This is a genomic window from Blautia hominis (assembly GCA_002270465.1).
In the GTDB taxonomy this organism is placed as follows: Bacteria; Bacillota; Clostridia; order Lachnospirales; family Lachnospiraceae; genus Blautia; species Blautia hominis.
Genome location: NQOF01000004.1, coordinates 35896 through 54177, shown reverse-complemented (window position 1 = coordinate 54177; position 18282 = coordinate 35896). Strand labels below are relative to the sequence as shown.

13 protein-coding genes are annotated in these 18282 nt (G+C 46.1%); 1 reads left to right on the top strand and 12 read right to left on the bottom strand.

The genetic code is table 11. From position 1 onward, the window contains the following. Positions 1–3 precede the first annotated feature (3 nt). Genes vorB through CI595_RS14690 form a run of 3 tightly spaced genes read right to left on the bottom strand, consistent with a single transcriptional unit; the run spans position 4 to position 2565 of the window. Entirely contained in the window at positions 4–1059 is a 1056-nt protein-coding gene (gene vorB / locus CI595_RS14700) for a 3-methyl-2-oxobutanoate dehydrogenase subunit VorB (RefSeq protein WP_095174395.1), read from the bottom strand. Between the two features lie 12 nt (positions 1060–1071). After that, positions 1072–1272, bottom strand: a complete 201-nt coding sequence (locus CI595_RS14695) for a 4Fe-4S binding protein (protein WP_095174394.1) — start codon at positions 1270–1272, stop codon at positions 1072–1074. A 30-nt stretch (positions 1273–1302) separates the two neighbouring features. Beyond that, complete coding sequence (locus tag CI595_RS14690; RefSeq protein WP_095174393.1) at positions 1303–2565, bottom strand: MFS transporter; 1263 nt, start codon at positions 2563–2565, stop codon at positions 1303–1305. A 371-nt stretch (positions 2566–2936) separates the two neighbouring features. Between CI595_RS14690 and CI595_RS14685 the strand changes: the two genes are divergently transcribed. After that, positions 2937–3662, top strand: coding sequence for a FadR/GntR family transcriptional regulator (locus CI595_RS14685; RefSeq protein WP_162291884.1), 726 nt, complete (start codon positions 2937–2939; stop codon positions 3660–3662). Between the two features lie 74 nt (positions 3663–3736). On the opposite strand, the gene CI595_RS14680 is transcribed toward CI595_RS14685, so the two are convergent. The 9 genes from CI595_RS14680 to CI595_RS14640 form a co-directional block, all read right to left on the bottom strand. Then, entirely contained in the window at positions 3737–5257 is a 1521-nt protein-coding gene (locus CI595_RS14680) for a helix-turn-helix domain-containing protein (RefSeq protein WP_106408382.1), read from the bottom strand. A 566-nt stretch (positions 5258–5823) separates the two neighbouring features. Continuing rightward, positions 5824–7110 (bottom strand): extracellular solute-binding protein, encoded by a 1287-nt coding sequence (locus CI595_RS14675; RefSeq protein ID WP_095174391.1) that lies wholly within the window; start codon positions 7108–7110, stop codon positions 5824–5826. 31 nt (positions 7111–7141) lie between these two features. Continuing rightward, on the bottom strand, positions 7142–7795 hold the full coding sequence (locus CI595_RS14670) for a GDSL-type esterase/lipase family protein (protein WP_095174390.1): 654 nt from the start codon (positions 7793–7795) through the stop codon (positions 7142–7144). A 5-nt stretch (positions 7796–7800) separates the two neighbouring features. Continuing rightward, the gene (locus CI595_RS14665) at positions 7801–8643 is read right to left on the bottom strand and encodes a carbohydrate ABC transporter permease (protein ID WP_095174389.1); all 843 of its coding nucleotides are present in this window, start codon (positions 8641–8643) and stop codon (positions 7801–7803) included. Then, positions 8630–9535, bottom strand: coding sequence for a carbohydrate ABC transporter permease (locus CI595_RS14660; protein ID WP_095174388.1), 906 nt, complete (start codon positions 9533–9535; stop codon positions 8630–8632). The genes CI595_RS14665 and CI595_RS14660 overlap by 14 nt, the downstream gene beginning before the upstream one ends. 114 nt (positions 9536–9649) lie before the next feature. Next, positions 9650–10972, bottom strand: a complete 1323-nt coding sequence (locus CI595_RS14655; RefSeq protein WP_095174387.1) for an ABC transporter substrate-binding protein — start codon at positions 10970–10972, stop codon at positions 9650–9652. A 104-nt stretch (positions 10973–11076) separates the two neighbouring features. Then, the gene (locus tag CI595_RS14650) at positions 11077–11796 is read right to left on the bottom strand and encodes a response regulator transcription factor (RefSeq protein WP_065543913.1); all 720 of its coding nucleotides are present in this window, start codon (positions 11794–11796) and stop codon (positions 11077–11079) included. After that, positions 11789–13537, bottom strand: a complete 1749-nt coding sequence (locus CI595_RS14645) for a sensor histidine kinase (RefSeq protein ID WP_095174386.1) — start codon at positions 13535–13537, stop codon at positions 11789–11791. The genes CI595_RS14650 and CI595_RS14645 overlap by 8 nt, the downstream gene beginning before the upstream one ends. A gap of 82 nt (positions 13538–13619) precedes the next feature. After that, entirely contained in the window at positions 13620–18245 is a 4626-nt protein-coding gene (locus tag CI595_RS14640; RefSeq protein WP_095174385.1) for an EAL domain-containing protein, read from the bottom strand. Between the last annotated feature and the right edge of the window lie 37 nt (positions 18246–18282).

Here is an 18282-nt window from a genome sequence, read left to right as displayed (position 1 = left end):
CCCCTATCTTTCCAACATTTCTTTAGCAATTTCAATTATCTTTTCACTTTCCGGTACATCAAAAAACGTACCGTAAAATTCTATGGGATATCTGGAATCTGTGGCTAACTTGATATCATCAACCATTTGCCCCAGAATATTCATTTCCACGCTGATAAATCCCTTAAAGTTCTTTGACAAGCGCTCAAATGCCCTGACAGGATACGGCCACAAAGTGATGGGACGGATAAGACCCAGCTTTAACCCTTGTCTTCTTCCGTTTCTCACTGCCTCCTTTGCCACCCTTGAGGATATCCCATAGGCCACCAGAATGATTTCCGCATCTTCTGTCTGTATACTCTCCCACCGCTGTTCATTCTCTTCCATGGTTTTATATTTATTCCAGAGATAATCCTCATAATCCGGATGACCATAAAAACACACGTTAGAGATAATCCTCTGTTTGTCCCCCGGTTTACAGCCCTTTACCGACCAGTCAAATTTATCAATATTATCTTCCTTCATTTCCTTAAAGCATACCGCTTCCATCATCTGTCCAATGGCAGCATCCGAAGCGATGATTACGGGATGAAGATATTTGTCCGCCAGGTCAAACGCGTCTCCTATAAGATCTGCACTCTCCTGTACACTGTTTGGCGCAAGGACGATCGTCCTGTAATCCCCGTTGCCGCCGCCTCTGGTGAGCTGCCAGTAATCCCCTTGGCCCTGGGCAATATCTCCCAATCCGTTGCCAATCCTCATAACGTCGATCAAAACTGCCGGCAGGTCTGCTGCGCACAGATAGGAGATTCCTTCCTGCTTTAAGGCAAATCCCGGACCTGCGGAGCTTGTGAGCACTCTTGCCCCTGCGGAAGCGGCCCCATACAGCATGTTGACACCTGCCAGCTCAGATTCTGTCTGTACAAATTCGCCTCCCACTTCTTCCATTCTCCACGACAGATACTCCAGGATCTCCGTCTGAGGAGTAATGGGATATCCGCTGTAAAACCTGCATCCCGCACGCAGTGCTGCTTCTGCCAGTGCTTCATTTCCTTTCATCATGACTTTTTCTGCTGCCATTTCTTCTCCTCCTTATTCCAAGATTTCAATTACGCAGTCCGGACACATACGGTAACACATGCCGCACCGGATACATTTTTCCTCATCCGCCACAACAATGCTGTATCCCTTTTTATTCAGTCTGCCCGGCTGTGATAAGGCCCCTTGTCTGCAGGCATCCACACAATATCCGCATCCTTTGCAGCGTTCAATATTCAGTTTCAGTTTTTGCATAATATCCTTCCTTTCCGGCAAAACCCTTTTCTAATTTGCTGATATCTTTTTATCTGCTGATCTTTTATTTGACAGTACCATGGCAAGTGCGGCTATGACTCCCACCACACACAGCCCGATAAGGAAATTAAATATATACTCATATCCCGTGTTGCCGTATTTATCCAGCCAGCTTCCCAGGAGCGGAGGTAAAAAGGTATCCGGTATGTTAAATCCAATGATAGATGCCACGGAAATGGCTGTTCCTGATATCTCCGGGGGGATCTCCGCCTCCCCTATGGTGGCCCACATGGTACCTCTCGCCATAAAACATACGGTTGCAAGCACCAGAGACAATACCGTGAGAATGGTGATCAGCTCACTTCCTCCTTTTGCATTGGCTATATAAATGACAACCGCTGCCATGATGATGTAACACCCAATTGCCAGCTTTGAAGGGGAATGAAGTTTGTCCGCGATCACACCGCCCACAGGACCTCCCAATATTTTAAGTCCATAACTCCTAAAAATAGCAAGTACACCGCTGAATGTAACTGCAGCCCCCAGAACATTAGTAAAGTAAGGCGTCAGGAATGACTGGCTGCTGAAGAACCCATAACTACAGAATACGATAATACAGCTCAAATATAATTTAGGAAGCTTAAACACGGCAAATGTTTCTTTGATGCTTACCTGCTTTCTCTCTTCCCCTCTCTCGTCCGTGGATGTCATGTTCTCGTCGTACAGCCACCATACCAGCCCGCCGCCGATCAAACACATGACTCCCATACTTGCAACCGCGCCTTTCAGAGCAGCTGTAGAACTATCAAATCTTGAGAAGACATACAAGGCCACAAAGTTCCCAATCGTGGCCGACAGCCCGCACACGCCTTCCCAAAAACCGTAAGCCCTTCCCTGTTCATCCTCAGGGGATATGAGCCTGACTGCTTTGAGGATCGCTGCCCAAAATGCAGTGACACCTGCTATTGCGGATACGATCCAGGTGATCATGGCACACGCATAGTTTTTCATGGTAAACATAAAGAAAAAACATATGATGCCATTTAAAAATGCACTGCCCACTATGATACCTTTTGTCTTGAACCTGTCGGCGATCCAACCGCCCGGGAGCAGTCCTGCGGTGCTGACAATGGTATAGACGGTAAGCAGAAGTCCCAGCTTTGTATTGCTTACCCCCATTCCGTCAATCATAGCATCGTAAAAAACATACTTGATATACGGAAGGTTAAACATTGTACCGTATACCAGTCCCAGTGCAGTAATTGCAACGTATCGTTTTGCTCTGCTGTTCATCCTTTGACCCCTTTCTTTGTAACCGTCCGGTTACCTTTTTTCATTACATTTTCCCGTGACCTACATTTGTATTTCAAATCACAATTCATTATCTTGCCTATTTTTCTGAACGATTTTCTTCTCTTATTGTTCATATTATGATATTGTAATATTGTCATACAAATTTATTATGGTTATAAATTACCACAGAAAACACTGTCTGTCAATTGCATTTATGCATTTTACCTTGTTAACTTTTTAACTCGTTCGTTATAAGTGCTTTATTATTTTTGGGAAATGTGGTAAAATTATAACAATTATACAAAAGGCAGGCTTGTGCCTGCGTTATTTTGCTTTATATCATGTAAGAGATGCACAAATCGGAGGAAACTATGTTTGATGTTATAGGAAACAAAAAAAATTATGAATATATTGTAGAACAGATTAAAGACATGATCATTGACGGACAGCTTAAAGTGGGCCAGAGGCTGCCTACAGAAAAGGAATTGTCTGAGAGATTCGGCGTGAGCAGGACTTCTGTGAGAGAAGCCCTGAAAGCCCTTGAAGTCATAGGGATCTGTGAAAGCCGTCAGGGAGGCGGTAATTTTATTGTAAATAAAGTCCAGGAAAGAACCACAAATAACCTTTCCCTGCTGTACACTCTGAACAACGGAAAAACGGACGATCTCATTCAGCTGCGGCGCTGTATAGAGTCCGAATCTATCCGAAACATCATTGAAGAGGGGGACGAAAAAGTAATAGAGGAACTGGGCCGGATCATAGAGCATTATAATGCCAGCACCACTTCTAAAGAACGGACAGACTGGGACCGCCAGTTTCATGCCAAAATCATTGAGTCTTCGGGGAATATCATGTTTATCTTCCTGCTCAATGCCCTGTCCTACCTCTATAACCAGAACATATCTCTGGTTTCCAAAGTGATTGAGGACGCTTATCCCATTGATCTGCTGATCCAGGAACACAATGAGTTATACCATGCCATTAAGACAGGAGATCTGAATTTAGCCAGAAAATGTATTGATGAACATTTTTCCTTCACGGACGATGACCGGGATGCACTTAATGTTCTTCAGTCTATTGCCAAAGACCCCCTGTAAATATAAAGCGGGACCCCATTGGTTCATTGGGTTCCCGCTGCTTTTCTGCATTGCTGATGCTATTTTCCTAATTCTCATTCATCAAATAAAACCTTCACTGCCCCCATTCCGCAGTTGATATCAAAGAAGTTCTCCGCGTTGTTGTTCACCTTATAAGTACCTCCCATGCCTCCCAACCGGTTTTCCCCGACTCTGACATCTCCCATACCTACTTTGACTCTATAGCCATATTCGGAAGGTGCCACAAGGCTGGCTGCGATCTCACCCATGCCGCAGTCCAGTTTGCATCTGCCCCGCATCTGTCCTTCCAGCATCACTTTTCCCATACCGCATTTAATCTTGGCGTCACCACTATAATAATCAGCCAGCACAATCTCACCGGCTCCCAGGTCCAGGCTGCTGGAATCTGTCAGTATTCCTCTGCCCACCAGTTTACCTGCACCCAGTTTTATTTTCACATCCTTGAAATGATATCCTCTGGGTATAATGATGATTATTTTTCGTTCTGAAAATATATTTGTGATGTTGCTCAGTAAAAACAGGTCCTTATATCCTCTGTCTTTGATCTTCCAGACCCCGTCCCTTACCTCTTCTCTGCAGTCTCCGTTGGGATAACAGGATAGGTCAAGGGCAAACTCATCACCCTCACGGATAATGGCGTCAGCCATACCGATGTCAATATGCAGGGAATGGATCATCACATTATTCTCCCGGAAAACCTTTCTGATTTCAAGGGTACCGTTTTTCCAGTCTTCCTCCCATTTCCTCCTGTTGGACGAATCCTGGTGCGTTCCGCTCTCCCCAGCTCTGTCAGCTTCCCGATTTACATTCTCCTGTGTTCTTTGGCCTTCTGTATCAGATGGTCCGGCCTGAGTTCCCTGTCCGGTCCGGCTCTGCCAGTTGGCGGACCCCTCTGCTTTTGCCTGGTCCTCTGTTTTACTCTGAACCTGCGCTCCGTCTGCATCTGCTGCCCCTGCCTGGCTGTCCGCTTTACCATAGCCGTCGGCTACTCCTGCATCTGCTGCCATTGCCTGGCCGTCCGCTTTACCATATCCATCAGCTACTCCTGCATCTGCTGCCCCTGCCTGGCCGTCTTCTTTACCATATCCATCAGCTACTCCTGCATCTGCTGCTATTGCCTGGCTGTCCGCTTTACCATATCCATTGGCTCCGCCTGTCTCTTCCTCTCCCGTCCTGCTGCCTTCTTCTGGTTTGATCTGCCATTCAACGCCAACCTGCCATTCCAATCCAACCTGGTTCTGCATTCCTTTAGAAGCTTCCGTTCTCTCCTCTGCAGCTGTCTGTCCCGGGAATCTCTTTTCCCGGTCTGCTTCCGCATTCTGACCCGGAGTCACTTCACATCCGGTGAGCTGACCGCCACCCAGCAGCATATCTGTACTGACATTGAATATATCGGCCAGGGGAACCAGCATCATAATATCCGGACAGGAGAGACCGCTTTCCCATTTACTCACCGCCTGTGCCGAAATTCCCAGTTTCTCTGCAAGCTGCGCCTGTGTCAGTCCTTTTAACTTTCTTAAAAATGAAATCCTGTCTCCAAATGATTCCGGAAGACGGATATTTGCTGTTTTCATATTTGTATTCTCATCCATACTTTTCACCCATTCAGCTTTCCTGTTTCAGAAATTTATAAGTAACTTTAATTGTAACAATTCAGACAAGTCTGCGCATTTACTGCGCTGACCGTATGAAAAAGTAGTGCCAGCTTTATCCAGCCCATCGCGAAGCGATTTTTAATGGCTGGATGCGTAACGGTTCAGCTTGTCTGAACTGTTACCTTTAATTTATAAGTAACTTTATGTTATCGTTCACTACCCATCGCTTTCCCACACTGTGACCAATAGTCTCACAATTGTACGAAGATTATCTGATAAAACGGCGCGTCGTCTTTTTAAGATACTAACAGCATATCCGCAATCTGAGCACATTTACAAGCAACCGTCGGTTGATTTTCAATCTTTTTTCAAAATTCAACCATTAGTTGACCGCCTCTGCCACTTATTATAACAAAGTCTCTGCCTTACGGAAAGAAAAAAGCAATATCTATGCAGCCCTAATACTTCCATGAGTATAAGGAAGCATATGAAATGGCAGCCGGACTTATTCAATCCGCCTGCCATGATCTTTTTCTGCTGATCTTTCAACCTGCCGTACACAATTCTTCAACAAACTGTTCCGGGGATATATTTCCCCCGCCCAGCTCCTCAGAGCTTTTCATAAACCTCTCGGCTCTGCGCCTATCCAGATAAAATTCCCAATACTGCATCCTGTTTTCTGCCGTATCCGCAATCTCTCGGATCTGCCAATAAATATCTCCCTCAGGCTTTTGCGCACGGCCGGTATCCCACACCGGAATCCCTGCCCCTCTCTCGTATAACCTGAGGGCAAAATCCTGCAGGATCTCCTCCAAAGCCTGTACGGTCTCCCTGGGATATGCTGCTGCCTTGTTTACAACAAAAGCATCGCTGATGCCTCCAAGAACCTGCCCGGCATTCTGCAGTCCGGGAAACGGCACTGCAGATAACTTTCCATAGAGGGGACTGTTCTCCTGCATAATATTCCCGGCGAAATCACTTTTTGCCAGATACATGGGAATCTTGCTAAGATAAAAGTCATTTTCCACATCCTGCGTGCTTCTCGGAAACAGGGGATCTCCAAATGCCCCCATATCCCTGAGCCGGCAGAACTTGCCCACACCATCTGCAAACGCGGCCATCTCCTCCACGGTCCCCTCCTGCTGCAGCACTCTTGCGCATACGTCACCGCCGGCCGTGCCTATACATATGCTTTCCAGGTAAAGCCTGAAGCCTGTATCCGTGTCACCTGAACAGGCAAAAGGCGTGATACCTTTGGAGATAAACGCCCGGCACACCTCCAGCAGACCATCCCAGTCCGATGGAACCCGGCATCCGTATGATTCAAACATTTCCATGTTTATAAACAGGACTGCTATGTTTTCAGAAAACCCAAGGCCGTAAATCCCTCCCTCATAAGCCAGGCCTTTTGCCGCATCCTCATGGAGCCTGCTGCCAATGTCCTCAGACAGATATTCATTCATCTTCAGCAGTTTGCCTGAACTCGCTGCCCCCTGCAGATAACTGTCTCCAAAACAAAAATAAATATCCGGAGTATCATTGGACGCAATGGCGGACGGCAGTTTTTCCCTGTACAACTCCATCTCTGTTCCTTCTGCCCAAATCTGTACCTCATCATGGGCGCTGTTATATGCTTCCACAGCCTCAAGAAAAGATTTCTTATACGCCTCCCCCTCATTTTCCCATGGATACCACAGCTGCAGATTTATCACGTTCTCTTCCTCACTGCTTCTCTTTTCCTCGAACCTTGGAAAGAACCGTAAGCAGAGTAGTATGATCGCTGCCAATAGAAACAAAAACCCCAATAAAATAATCTTCTGCTGTTTTTCCACCTGCTATCACCCATGCTGTCCTTCAATAAACTCAGATTTTCAGTATCTCCTCAATACATTTTGCTGCGGCCGTTCCCAGGTCCCTGTGTCCCTCCCGGGTCAGATGGATACAGTCTTTTACCGAAACCTCTGCAGTCTTGCCGGCATCCAGCAGACGGACGCCGTCCATATCCTTCAAAGCAGCCTCATAAGCAGCATAAAGAGCCTTGCTTTTCCTCACTGATTCCTCATCATACATACCGTAAAAATCAGATTCTGCAATTTCGTCCCGCACCGGTGCCGGGACGATCACCAATACTTCCGGTCTTTTGCCAACCCAGTAGGTATCCGGATTCCGCACCATTCTCACAAGGTTCGCCATACCTGCTGCAATCTCCTTTACACTGGGGGTAAAAATGTGCCGGACATCGTTTGTCCCCAGCATAAGGACCACCAGATCCAACGGCTGATGGCTCTGCAGGCTGCAGCCCAGAAACTTTCTCCCGTTTCTGTCCGGAGATGTTGGGTCGTCAAACATAATAGTACGACCACAGAGTCCCTCCTCGATTATCTTTGCTCTTCCCAGCAGACATTTCTGCAAGACCCCGGTCCATCTCACATCATCTCCATACCGGAAGTTTTCCCCCTCCGGTTCAGGATCATGCCCCCAGGTATTAGAATCACCATAACACAATATTCGTTTCATACTCTCTATCCTTTCACGGCTCCCAATGTCATTCCTTCTATAAATTTATCACTTGCAAAAATAAATGCAAGGAGCAGAGGGATAAAACTTATCATAGATGCTGCCATTATGGTTCCTGTCAGAGTTCCGTTTAAGTCCTTCATGGAGGCAATTCCCAGGGGAAGTGTTTTCATCATGGTCTCATTTACCGTGATCAACGGCCATGTCAGACTTCCCCACTGCTGGGTAAAGTTAAAGATCGCCAGAAGACTTAACTGGGGTACCGTTATGGGAAGTACAATCTTAAAAAAGGTCCCGTAATTGCTGCATCCATCTATTTTCGCTGCCTCTAAGAGCGAATCCGGAATATCCTTCATAAACTGTGTCATCATATAAACGCCAAAAGCACTGGCCACACCGGGAAAGATCAGAGACTTATATGTATTCACCCATCCCAGTTTAGAAACGATCAGAAAAAGAGGAATCAAGGTCGTCACGCTGGGAATGATCTGGGTGGCGACCACAACGTTAAACAAAACCTTAGAGCCAGGAAACCGTCTTTTTGCAAAGGCATATCCTGCCATGGACGCTACCAAAACCACCAGCACCGTATTACTTCCCGCCACAAAAATACTGTTCACCATCCACCGCAGATACGCCCCTCCCTGCATTTTCAGAACCTCTGTATAATTATCCAGGGAACCGCCGCCGGGCCAGAATTTGGGCGGATAACTGATGATCGCGTTAGTGTCCAGCATGGAAGATACAATGAGCTGCCAGAAAGGAAAAGCAATGATGACTACCAGCAGAAATAACATAAATGCCTTCAGAAAGGAAAAAAATCTTTTCTTCACTCTATATTTGTTCATACCCCTTCCCCCTTCTCTTTGTCTGTTCCTTTTCCCTCAGAAGCAGGTTTTCCAGTCCGTATATGAGCAGGATCACAAAAAGGAATACGAGTGAGGCTGCTGCCCCGAATCCGACCCTGTAATACTTAAAGCTATACTGGTATATTTCATATATTACAGTCTGGGTGGCGCCAAGAGGTCCTCCGTTTGTCAGCATATATACGGATTCAAATATCTGGAACTGCCAGATCGTGTTCATAGTGACACATAAAATAATGGCGTTCCTGATAAGGGGCAGGACCACATAGATCGTCTCCTGGATCACATTTGCCCCGTCAATCCTGGAGGACTCCAGACAGTCCGCCGGAAGGGAACGCATTGCCGACATATAAACAAAGATAAAAAAGGTGCCTCCCTTCCAAAGCTCCAGTATCATAACTGCCATTTTCGCGCTGAATCTGCCGTTGAGCCAACTGATGGGCTTCATTCCTAATACCTGGAAAAGCAGGTTCAGAGGCCCGTTATTCGATAAAATATAGGAGATCAAAACACTGGCAACGACCATGGATATCAGCATGGGAAGAAAATAGATCACTTCGCACACATGGCTGAACCGTGTTTTTTTCTTGATCAAAAGTGCAAAAAAGATCCCCAAAAACTGACTTACCGGAACTTCAATGAGCATATAGATGAACGTATTCTTAAACGCGTTCTGGAAGTCAGGTGTCTGCAGCACATCCTTAAAGTTCTTCAGCCCCACCCAGTCAAATTGTGCCTGCAGAAAATTTCCGTCATGCAGGCTGAGATAAAAAACGTATCCTATAGGTACCACGGTAAAAACAATAAAGAATACCGCAAACGGCAGTAAAAAGCTATAGGATACCGCATATTCTTTGAGTCTTCTCTTATTCATAAATACACCATCCTCCTAAATGACCAAAGGACTTTTGCAATGCAGATACGTCCCCACTGCAAAAGCCCTTCTTTCTATCCGGCCTTTCACGGACTGCTTAACAGTCCCTACTGCTTATTCTCCGCTGATTGCCTTCATAGAGTCATACATGGACTGGATGGCGTCTGCAGGTGACTTCTCACCCCTCGCAACATTTTCATACATGATCTTCAGATTCTGAAGCATTGCATTGGCATAATCAGAAGCGGGGCTTACCTGTAATTTCTTGATTCCCTCCGCTGCTACAGCCATGATCTCATCGCCCTCGTACATCATGTCATTGGTGGCAAGTTGCGGGGAGAAGAACCCTACTTCAGAAAGATATATTTTTTCAACTTCCGGCCTGGTGATAAACTCAACAAACTTCCATGCCTCATCCGGATATTTTGTCTGGCTGGAGATTGACAGCATTCCTATATTGGCAAAATTCCACTTAGCGTGCTCCTCATCACCGGCCGGACCCTGTGGAAGCGCAAATGCCCCGAGATCAATGTCCGACGCCTCCTTGATGATGTTGGTATAGTGGATCTGCTGCGGGAACATGGCTACCTGTCCGTTATAGAAATATGCCCGCTCCTCATCCCTGTTCGTATATTTTTCAAGGGGCAGAACCACCTGGTCCTCATGGTAAAGCTGGTCAAAGAAAGTTAACCCCTCTACACCCTGGTCATTATTAAACCCGATATTTGTCAGGTTTTTGTTCCACATATCCGCTCCGGCCTGAATAATATAACTCAGGGGCTGCCAGTAATCATCCATCTCATACATCATGCCCCACTGGTCAGTCTCACCATTGCCGTCCTTATCCTGGGTAAGCTTTTTAGCTGTATCTCTCAGTTCCTCCCAGGTCGTGGGAACCTGGGTGATGCCTGCCTCCTCAAACATATCTTTGTTATAAAACATAACTGAATTTAATGCCACAAAGGGTATACCCATCAATTTTCCATCCTGGGAACAATACTCCAGGGCTGATTCCGGATAACCGGCCAATTTCTCATCATCCGCATAATCATCCAGAGAAAGAAGATATCCATTCTTGGCATACAACGGGAACTGTTCTGTCTGAAAGCTGATGTCCGGGCCGCTCCCTGCTGAAAATGCTGCAGTCTCTTTCTCAACCACGGAATCCCATGCCACATTCAGAAACTCTACCTCAATGTCGGGATTTTCTTTGTTGAAGTCCTGGATCATGCCTGCCCATATGTCATCCTCACGGTCTGAATGGGGAGATTTCCAAAACGTCAGTTTCACTTTTTCCCCTGACGCCTTGTCTGAAGCCTCTGTGCTCTTATCCTTTTTGCTCTCTGACGATGCGCTTCCCCCTGCATCCCCGCCGCAGCCTGCCAGCAGACCCATTGCCATACTTGCACATAAAAACATTGCGATTTTCCTTCTCATTCTCTTTTCCTCCCTTAACTTACTATAGCTTTTTATGCCTTATCTCTTGCTACAGTTATAGTATAGAGGATATCCCCCATCACTTTGAACACAGTATTTTTACATCAATCCTCACATATTTTACTTTTTTTATAATCATTGACCGATATTCCCATATATTTCCGAAAACACCGTCCAAAATAGTCCGGATTCGGAATCCCCACCTTCTCTGCGATCTCATATACCTTCCAATTGCCTGACTTGAGATAATCACAGGCGTGTTTGATTCGGATCTTATTTAAATACTCCACAAACGGGACCCCCGTCTTTTTTCTGAATGTACGGCTCAGATAACTGGAATTTAAATAATATTTCTCCGCCACCTTGGAAAGTGAGAGGCTGCTCTGCGCGTAATTTTCCTCCATGTAATCCCGTATCTGGTCAATCACATCCTTTGCACCCTCCTCCACGGTCTCAATCTGCCTTCCCACCCGCAGAAGCGCATCCTTCACCTCCTGACGCTTTAAAGGCTTCAGGATAAAATCCACTGCACCGGCGCGAAGGGCCTTCTGCGCATATTTGAAATCATCATACGCGGTGACAATGATCACCTTTACCGCCGGATACTTTTCCATTATCTCCTCCGCCAGGGCAATCCCATCCATGATAGGCATTTTAATATCTGTAACTACCAGGTCCGGCATCTCCTCCTGCATACGAAACAGCGCCTCCCTGCCGTTTTGTGCCTCACCCACGATCTTCATATGAAACTCTTCCCAGTTCACAATGATCCTGAGCAGATTTCTGGTACCTACTTCATCCTCCACAAGCATTACTTTAATCATGTCCCTCATCTCCTTCATAGCAAACCGGCACCCGCAGCACAATGGTCGTCCCTCTTCCCTTTTTACTATTGATGGTATAATCAATATCTGATCCGTAAAAGATCCGCATTCGCTCTATGGTCCCCCTAAGGCCAAAGCTTTTTTCATTCGTGCTTATATTCTCTCTGTTCAATTCCTTTATTTTATCTTCCTCCATACCTACACCGTCATCCTCCACTGTGAATTTCAGGTACCCGTCTTCTTCAACACCCTCCACATACACCACGCCCGGAGTTTCTTTATGGCGTATTCCATGATTTACGGAATTTTCTACCAGGGGCTGCAGCACCATCTTTAAGATAAATGTCCCCTGTATCTCCGGTTCTATATTGAGCACATAATGCAGGGAATCCCCATACCTTAACTTCTGCAGTTCCAGATAGTCTTTTACCATCTCTGCCTCCTCCCTGACGGAGATCATTTCTCTTCCCTTACTCAGCAGTATCCTGTAATAACTGCCAAAAGCCTCCAGCGCATCATATACCTCCTCATTCTTCCCACTCAGTGCAAGATAGCTCATGGCGTCAATAGTATTGTAGAGAAAATGCGGTTTCATCTGTTCCTGCAGGGCATTCAGCTCTGCCTTTCTCTTTATTTTTTCCTCCTCATAAACTTTCTCGATCAGGGCGTCGATCTCATCCACCATCTCGTTGTAAGTGCTCTCCAAAATCTCCATCTCTCCAAATGACCTGTGACGGTTTTCATAAATCCTGATCTTTTCAAACTTTCTTCCGCTCATGCGGTTCATTGAGCCTGCCATCTCCTCCAGAGGGTCTGCCACATAACGCTTCATGATAACGTAACCGGTGCCGCAGAACAAAGCCAGGAATATCATAGCCATTGCAAAGATGATCCCGCCAATCCCTGACTGCTCCAATCCGTTCTCTATCTGCACCCCTGCCAGTACCTTCCAGCTTATATGGTCTATATCCTGCTGCGCCAGATACAATCTGCTGCTGTTCTTATGACTTTTCAGTGACTCTTTTACCTTAGGGAGGGGCATCTCTGCCTGTGATGTGACGATCTTTCCCGTATCGTCCAGAACATATATAACAGGCACGCTTTCTTCATCCAGACCGCTGTAACTGTCCGTAAAAGCATTCAGATCCATATTGATCATTAAAATCCCCACAGGTCTGTAATCGGTAGGGTTATTGATCACCCGGATAAGGGACACTGTGGTCTCCGCCCTGCTTTGTGTCAGGACCCGGTCCGCATTTAATTTTAAGCAGTAGGACCCCGCCAGTTCCCTGACCTCCTCATACCAGTTTGTCTCTCTGATCTCTTCCGTGCGCAGTGTCCTCACATGGTTTTTATCAATACTGCAGCCGTGGCTGTCCATATCCCACATATAAATACCATTGATATGCGTCTCTGTATCCACAAGTGAGGTAAACTGATGCAGGCTTTCCTTCTGCATTTTTTCATCCTTCATCTCCAGCGCCTTTGTAATATCGCTGCTGGACAATATGATCCTGGAATAATACGCCGTGTTATCTATGAGGGTTGAAATATTTTTGCTGACTGTATTCAGGGTCTGAGCCGAAAGCGCCTGGGCGGAATCCATGGCATTTTTATCACTGACCCGGTAAAATATGAAAAATATAATACTCCATGATACCAAAAGCAGCGCCATATACAGAAATGCCAGCTTTACAGAGATCCTTGCCTTACCGAGAACTTTCCCCTTCTCTCTTTTCATCGTCTCCTCCAATCCGTGCTCCTATCCTTTCATGAATCAGAAATGACAGGTACCATAAGCGATACCTGTCATTCAGCAAAGACTACTTGTCTTTTGCCAGCTCATATCTGATTTCCTTCATCTTACTTTCAAATTTTCTGAAGGAACCCTTCCCATTCATTTTCGCATTGAAAAGCGCAACATCAGCCTTTCTGTAAAGTTCATCGAACTCCCTGCCCTGTTCCGGTATCATAACGTATCCTGCTGACACAGAAAATACGATCTCGTGCTCCCCGTCACTGCGGACCGTGATCATACTTTTCACTACTTTTTCAAGCTTTACGTGTACATCCTTATCTTTGATGCGCTTACAAAATATAAGGAATTCATCGCCTCCTATGCGGCATAAGATATCATCACTCCTGAAAAAGCTTTTCAGTTTCCTGGCATTCCGGGAGATCATCTCATCTCCGTATGCATGGCCGAACACGTCATTGGCCAGTTTAAAGTTGTCCAGATCAAACATAATGATGGCTGCGGATTCCTCCTTGTCCTCCATTTCTGCCAGGTATCTCTTGATCCGCGGTATTGCTGTCTGGCGGTTAAACAGCCCGGTGAGGGCATCCACCTCGGCAATTTTAATAAGACGCAGCTCCTGGTTCTTCTGTTCTGTAACATCCAGGTAGTACCCCACCGCTTTTATAGGAATTCCCTCCTTGTCACAGATGGATTCACCTGCTGCCTTGATCCACATGACCGCCCCATCTGCCTTTATCAGCGGAAACACACACTCCACACCTGTGTCGGATGCAGTGCTGCACAGCTCTTTGATGGCATTCATGAAATAATCCCTGTATTCCTCCGGAACACGTGCTTTATCCAGAAAGCAGTACGGAAAATTACTGATCAAACGGGAGGTGTCCTGTTTTCTCCCGGATTTTAAATGCTGTATATCCGACACGGTAAGCAGATTGCGGGGAATATCCCACTCCCATCCGTTGATGTCCGCCAACCGCAGCATACTCTCGATCTCTTTCCTTATAAGCCACAGCTCCTGTTCCTTTTTCTTTATAGACGTCACATCCCTGTAAATACAGAAATACAGCACACCCTCCTCATCTTCTCTTATGAACCTGCCATCCACACTGAGCCATATTTCCATATTATCCGGCATTTTGACTTGTATGGTGTCCTGGTAATTTCTCCCGCACCTGACGGCCTCTGCCAGTTTTTGTCTGGTGATCTGCAGCTCCTGGCCCATATTCCACGGCTCTTCATATTCTTCTTTTGTATATCCCAGTTCCCGGAAAAGTCCGTCTCCCAGGATTTCATACTTAAAATTTCCATCCTTATAGTTGATCAGCACCACATTGTCCGAAGAATTTTCCATAAGCATCCGCATTTTGTTCCTCAGTTCAACAGTCTCCGTCACGTCTATGACCACTCCCTGAAAGAATGAGGTGCCATGAAAATTCATATGCTTACTCTGGTCAATGACCCATACATACCCATGTTTACCCAAAATCCTGTATTCCAGATTATGAGTCTTTGCGCTGCTGCTCAGACAGTCAACCCCGTCGCTGACCAGGTGTCTGTCCTTTGGATGTACCATCCTCATAAATTTATTCTGAAACAGCTCCTGTATCTCACCTCGTGTATAGCCGAACATTTCCAGGAATTTATCACTGATATACAGAAAATCATATTCCGGCGTATCCGCGCACCGGTGATATCCTCCGGGCATGTCATAATTCAGGAATTTCAGCTCCTGGTTCTGACTGAGCAGCATGGAATTCCGTTCTGCCAGCTGCTGCTGCACCATCATAGTCTCTGATATATCGGTACACGCGCTGACGATTGCGATCCTTCCATCCTCTGCACGGATGATCTTTCCTTTATCCAAAGTCCAGAACCAGGTGCCATCCTTCTTCGGCATACGGTACGTTGTGGTATATTCCACACCGGGATAATACTCACCAATATCATTTGCCACACGCTCCCGGTCATCGGGGTGGATGGTATTTACCACCATTCCTCCAATGGCTGTGCTGAGTTCTTCATAACTTTCATACCCCAGCAGACGGATCATCTCATAATTGGCAAAATAAAGGGGAAAGCCTTCCTCACAGTATCCCCCGATCATGCCGCCCGGCGACATCTGGGCAAAAATAGTGGCTGCGGTCTTCCTGTTTTCCTCCGTTAGTTTCATAAAAGACGCATCATTCTCCGAGACATGCACAACAGCCGAGAGTGCCCTCTGGGATGACTCCAGCATGGCTTCCCTCTCTTTCTGTACTGTCACATCGCTGACTGCCCCATAGTAGATTCTGTGTCCGTCCTGCTCCTTCAGGAAAAACACATGGATATGCATCCAAATGGTTTTTCCATTCCCTTTCAGACGCCTGATCACACCACTGGCTCCTGCCACCTGCTTCTCAAACGCTTCCCGGAATATACCCAGCATTACACTCCTGTCATTCTCATAAATATACCGGAAAATGCGCATTTTATTTTCTTCCAGCTCCACAGGGTCTGTCTCTGTGATCCTGTAATACTGTTCGTTGACACGGATAAGTTCTACCTCGTCCTTGTACACATCGTAAAACGCAATACCGCCCAGGATATTATTCATCATAGTTTCGCTGAATACATTCTTTCTGAACATGTCCTTAATGCGGAACCGCTCAATCTCCCTGGCCTTGATTCCCCTGAAATCCACCTTGTCCGCATCTGTGAGGAGCGGCTCAAAAACCTCCACAGGCATGGGTTTGTAAAAATAATAACCCTGGGCATAAATACATCCCATATCCAGGAGAAACTCCACCTGCTCTTTTGTCTCAACCCCTTCTGCGATCACACGGATCCCCATAAGGCGCGCCATACTTGCTATGGCCTCCAGAATACCTACGCCCCGGTCTGCACTCTCATCACTCATATCCAGAAACTTCATATCTATTTTAAGAATATCCACATTGACATCCTTAAGCATATTAAGAGAGGAATATCCGCTGCCGAAATCATCCATAAGGACCGTAAAACCTGATTTTCTCAGTTTTTCCACAGTCCCTTTGATAATATTATAATTCTCCGCATACGCGCTCTCTGTGATCTCAATTTCTATGAGTGACGGATCCAATCTGTATTTCTTCACAAGGCCGCAGAAACAGTCCACCACGTCAACTGTATAAATATCAACCCTTGATACATTCACTGAGATTGGAACTGCCCTGTGGCCATTGTCCAGCCATTTTCTCACACTACTGCATACTTTATCCCAGACATACATATCCAGGTTCGCAATAAATCCGCTATTTTCCAGCAGGGGAATGAATTCATTTGGAGGCACCAGTCCCCTCTCAGGGTGGATCCATCTGACAAGTGATTCCAGACCTATGATCTTACCTGTCATCATATTGCATTTTGGCTGGGCATAGAATACAAACTCTCCGTGTGTCAGTGCTCTCTGCACCTCCGAGAGAAGCATATGGTTTTCCTCTATTCTCTGCATCATGGCCGTGTCATACCAGGATACGCGCTTTGCATAATTTCCTTTTACGGACTCAAGTGCTATAGATGCCCGGTCATACATTGTGCTCACCGACAGATTCTTATCTGTTATCTCAAACATTCCATAGGCCGGAAGAAATCCCGCATTTCCTCCGTACTGCTTCACGAAGAAGAGGATATCATCCTGCAGACGCTTTATCGCCTTTCTGTCATCAGGCAGTATAATGACAAAATCATCATCTCCCACATAGCCGGCGATCCCTTTTTCGCTCTCCTGGGCCTTGTTCAAAAAACCTGCCACTTTCACAAGAAACCGGTCCCCGGCCTCCTGTCCATACCATTCATTGAAAATTTTAAAATGCTCTATATCAACAGCCATCAAGCAGTATTTCTTCTCTTTTTCGGCTTTCAAAAACTCCTCGGCTCTGGCAAAGAAAATATTTTTCTTATAAAGCCCCGTGAGACTGTCATAATAATTTTCCTGGATCAGGCTCTGCCTTTCTTGTTTTATCTGTTTTGTTTTCTGCGTGTTTATGTCCTGGATAAAACACATAATGATCTTGTCTCCGCCCGCGCCATACCGAAGGGGCACAACCGTCTGAAGGACCCAGCAGTATTTCCCGTTCTGCATCTTCTTTCTGCACTGTCCCCTCAATACATTTTCTGCGGAGTCTTTTGCTAGTCTCAGCATAATATTGTGTAAGTTCCAGAACTCGTAATATCCCTTCCTGTCCTCCGGGTGGATCAGTTGTTCGGCCATATCACCAAGCATCCGGGTAAGACTGCCTGTGGGCGGCGCCGGAGGGTATTTGCCCTCCATTTGGTACAGCACTTTATATGTATTCTGCGTAATATTCAACTCATACAATTCATCGTATGCGGTAAGGCTTGTCAGATTAAAGAACAGACTCTTATTTCCCTCATGTATCTCCTTTGCCAGCACCATGCTGCAGATACCGGCTCCCGGCCAGTCGATGGTACCGGAATTGACTTCCACCCATTTCTGTACTTTTTTATTATAGAAAATAGCGTTGTCCTTGACTTTCCGAATCAGGGGGCACTCTCTGCAGGGTTCATCCTCACTGCACAGAACTTCATAACAGATCTGTCCGCATGCCAGTTCAGGAAATGTCTTCTTCAGCTCCTCATTGTAGCTGACAATCCTGTAATCACCATCTATAATATATATCTTACTGTTTTCATTTCCCGATAGCTTCTCCATAAGACCTCCAACGCGTCTCCTGCACCGTTAATATCTC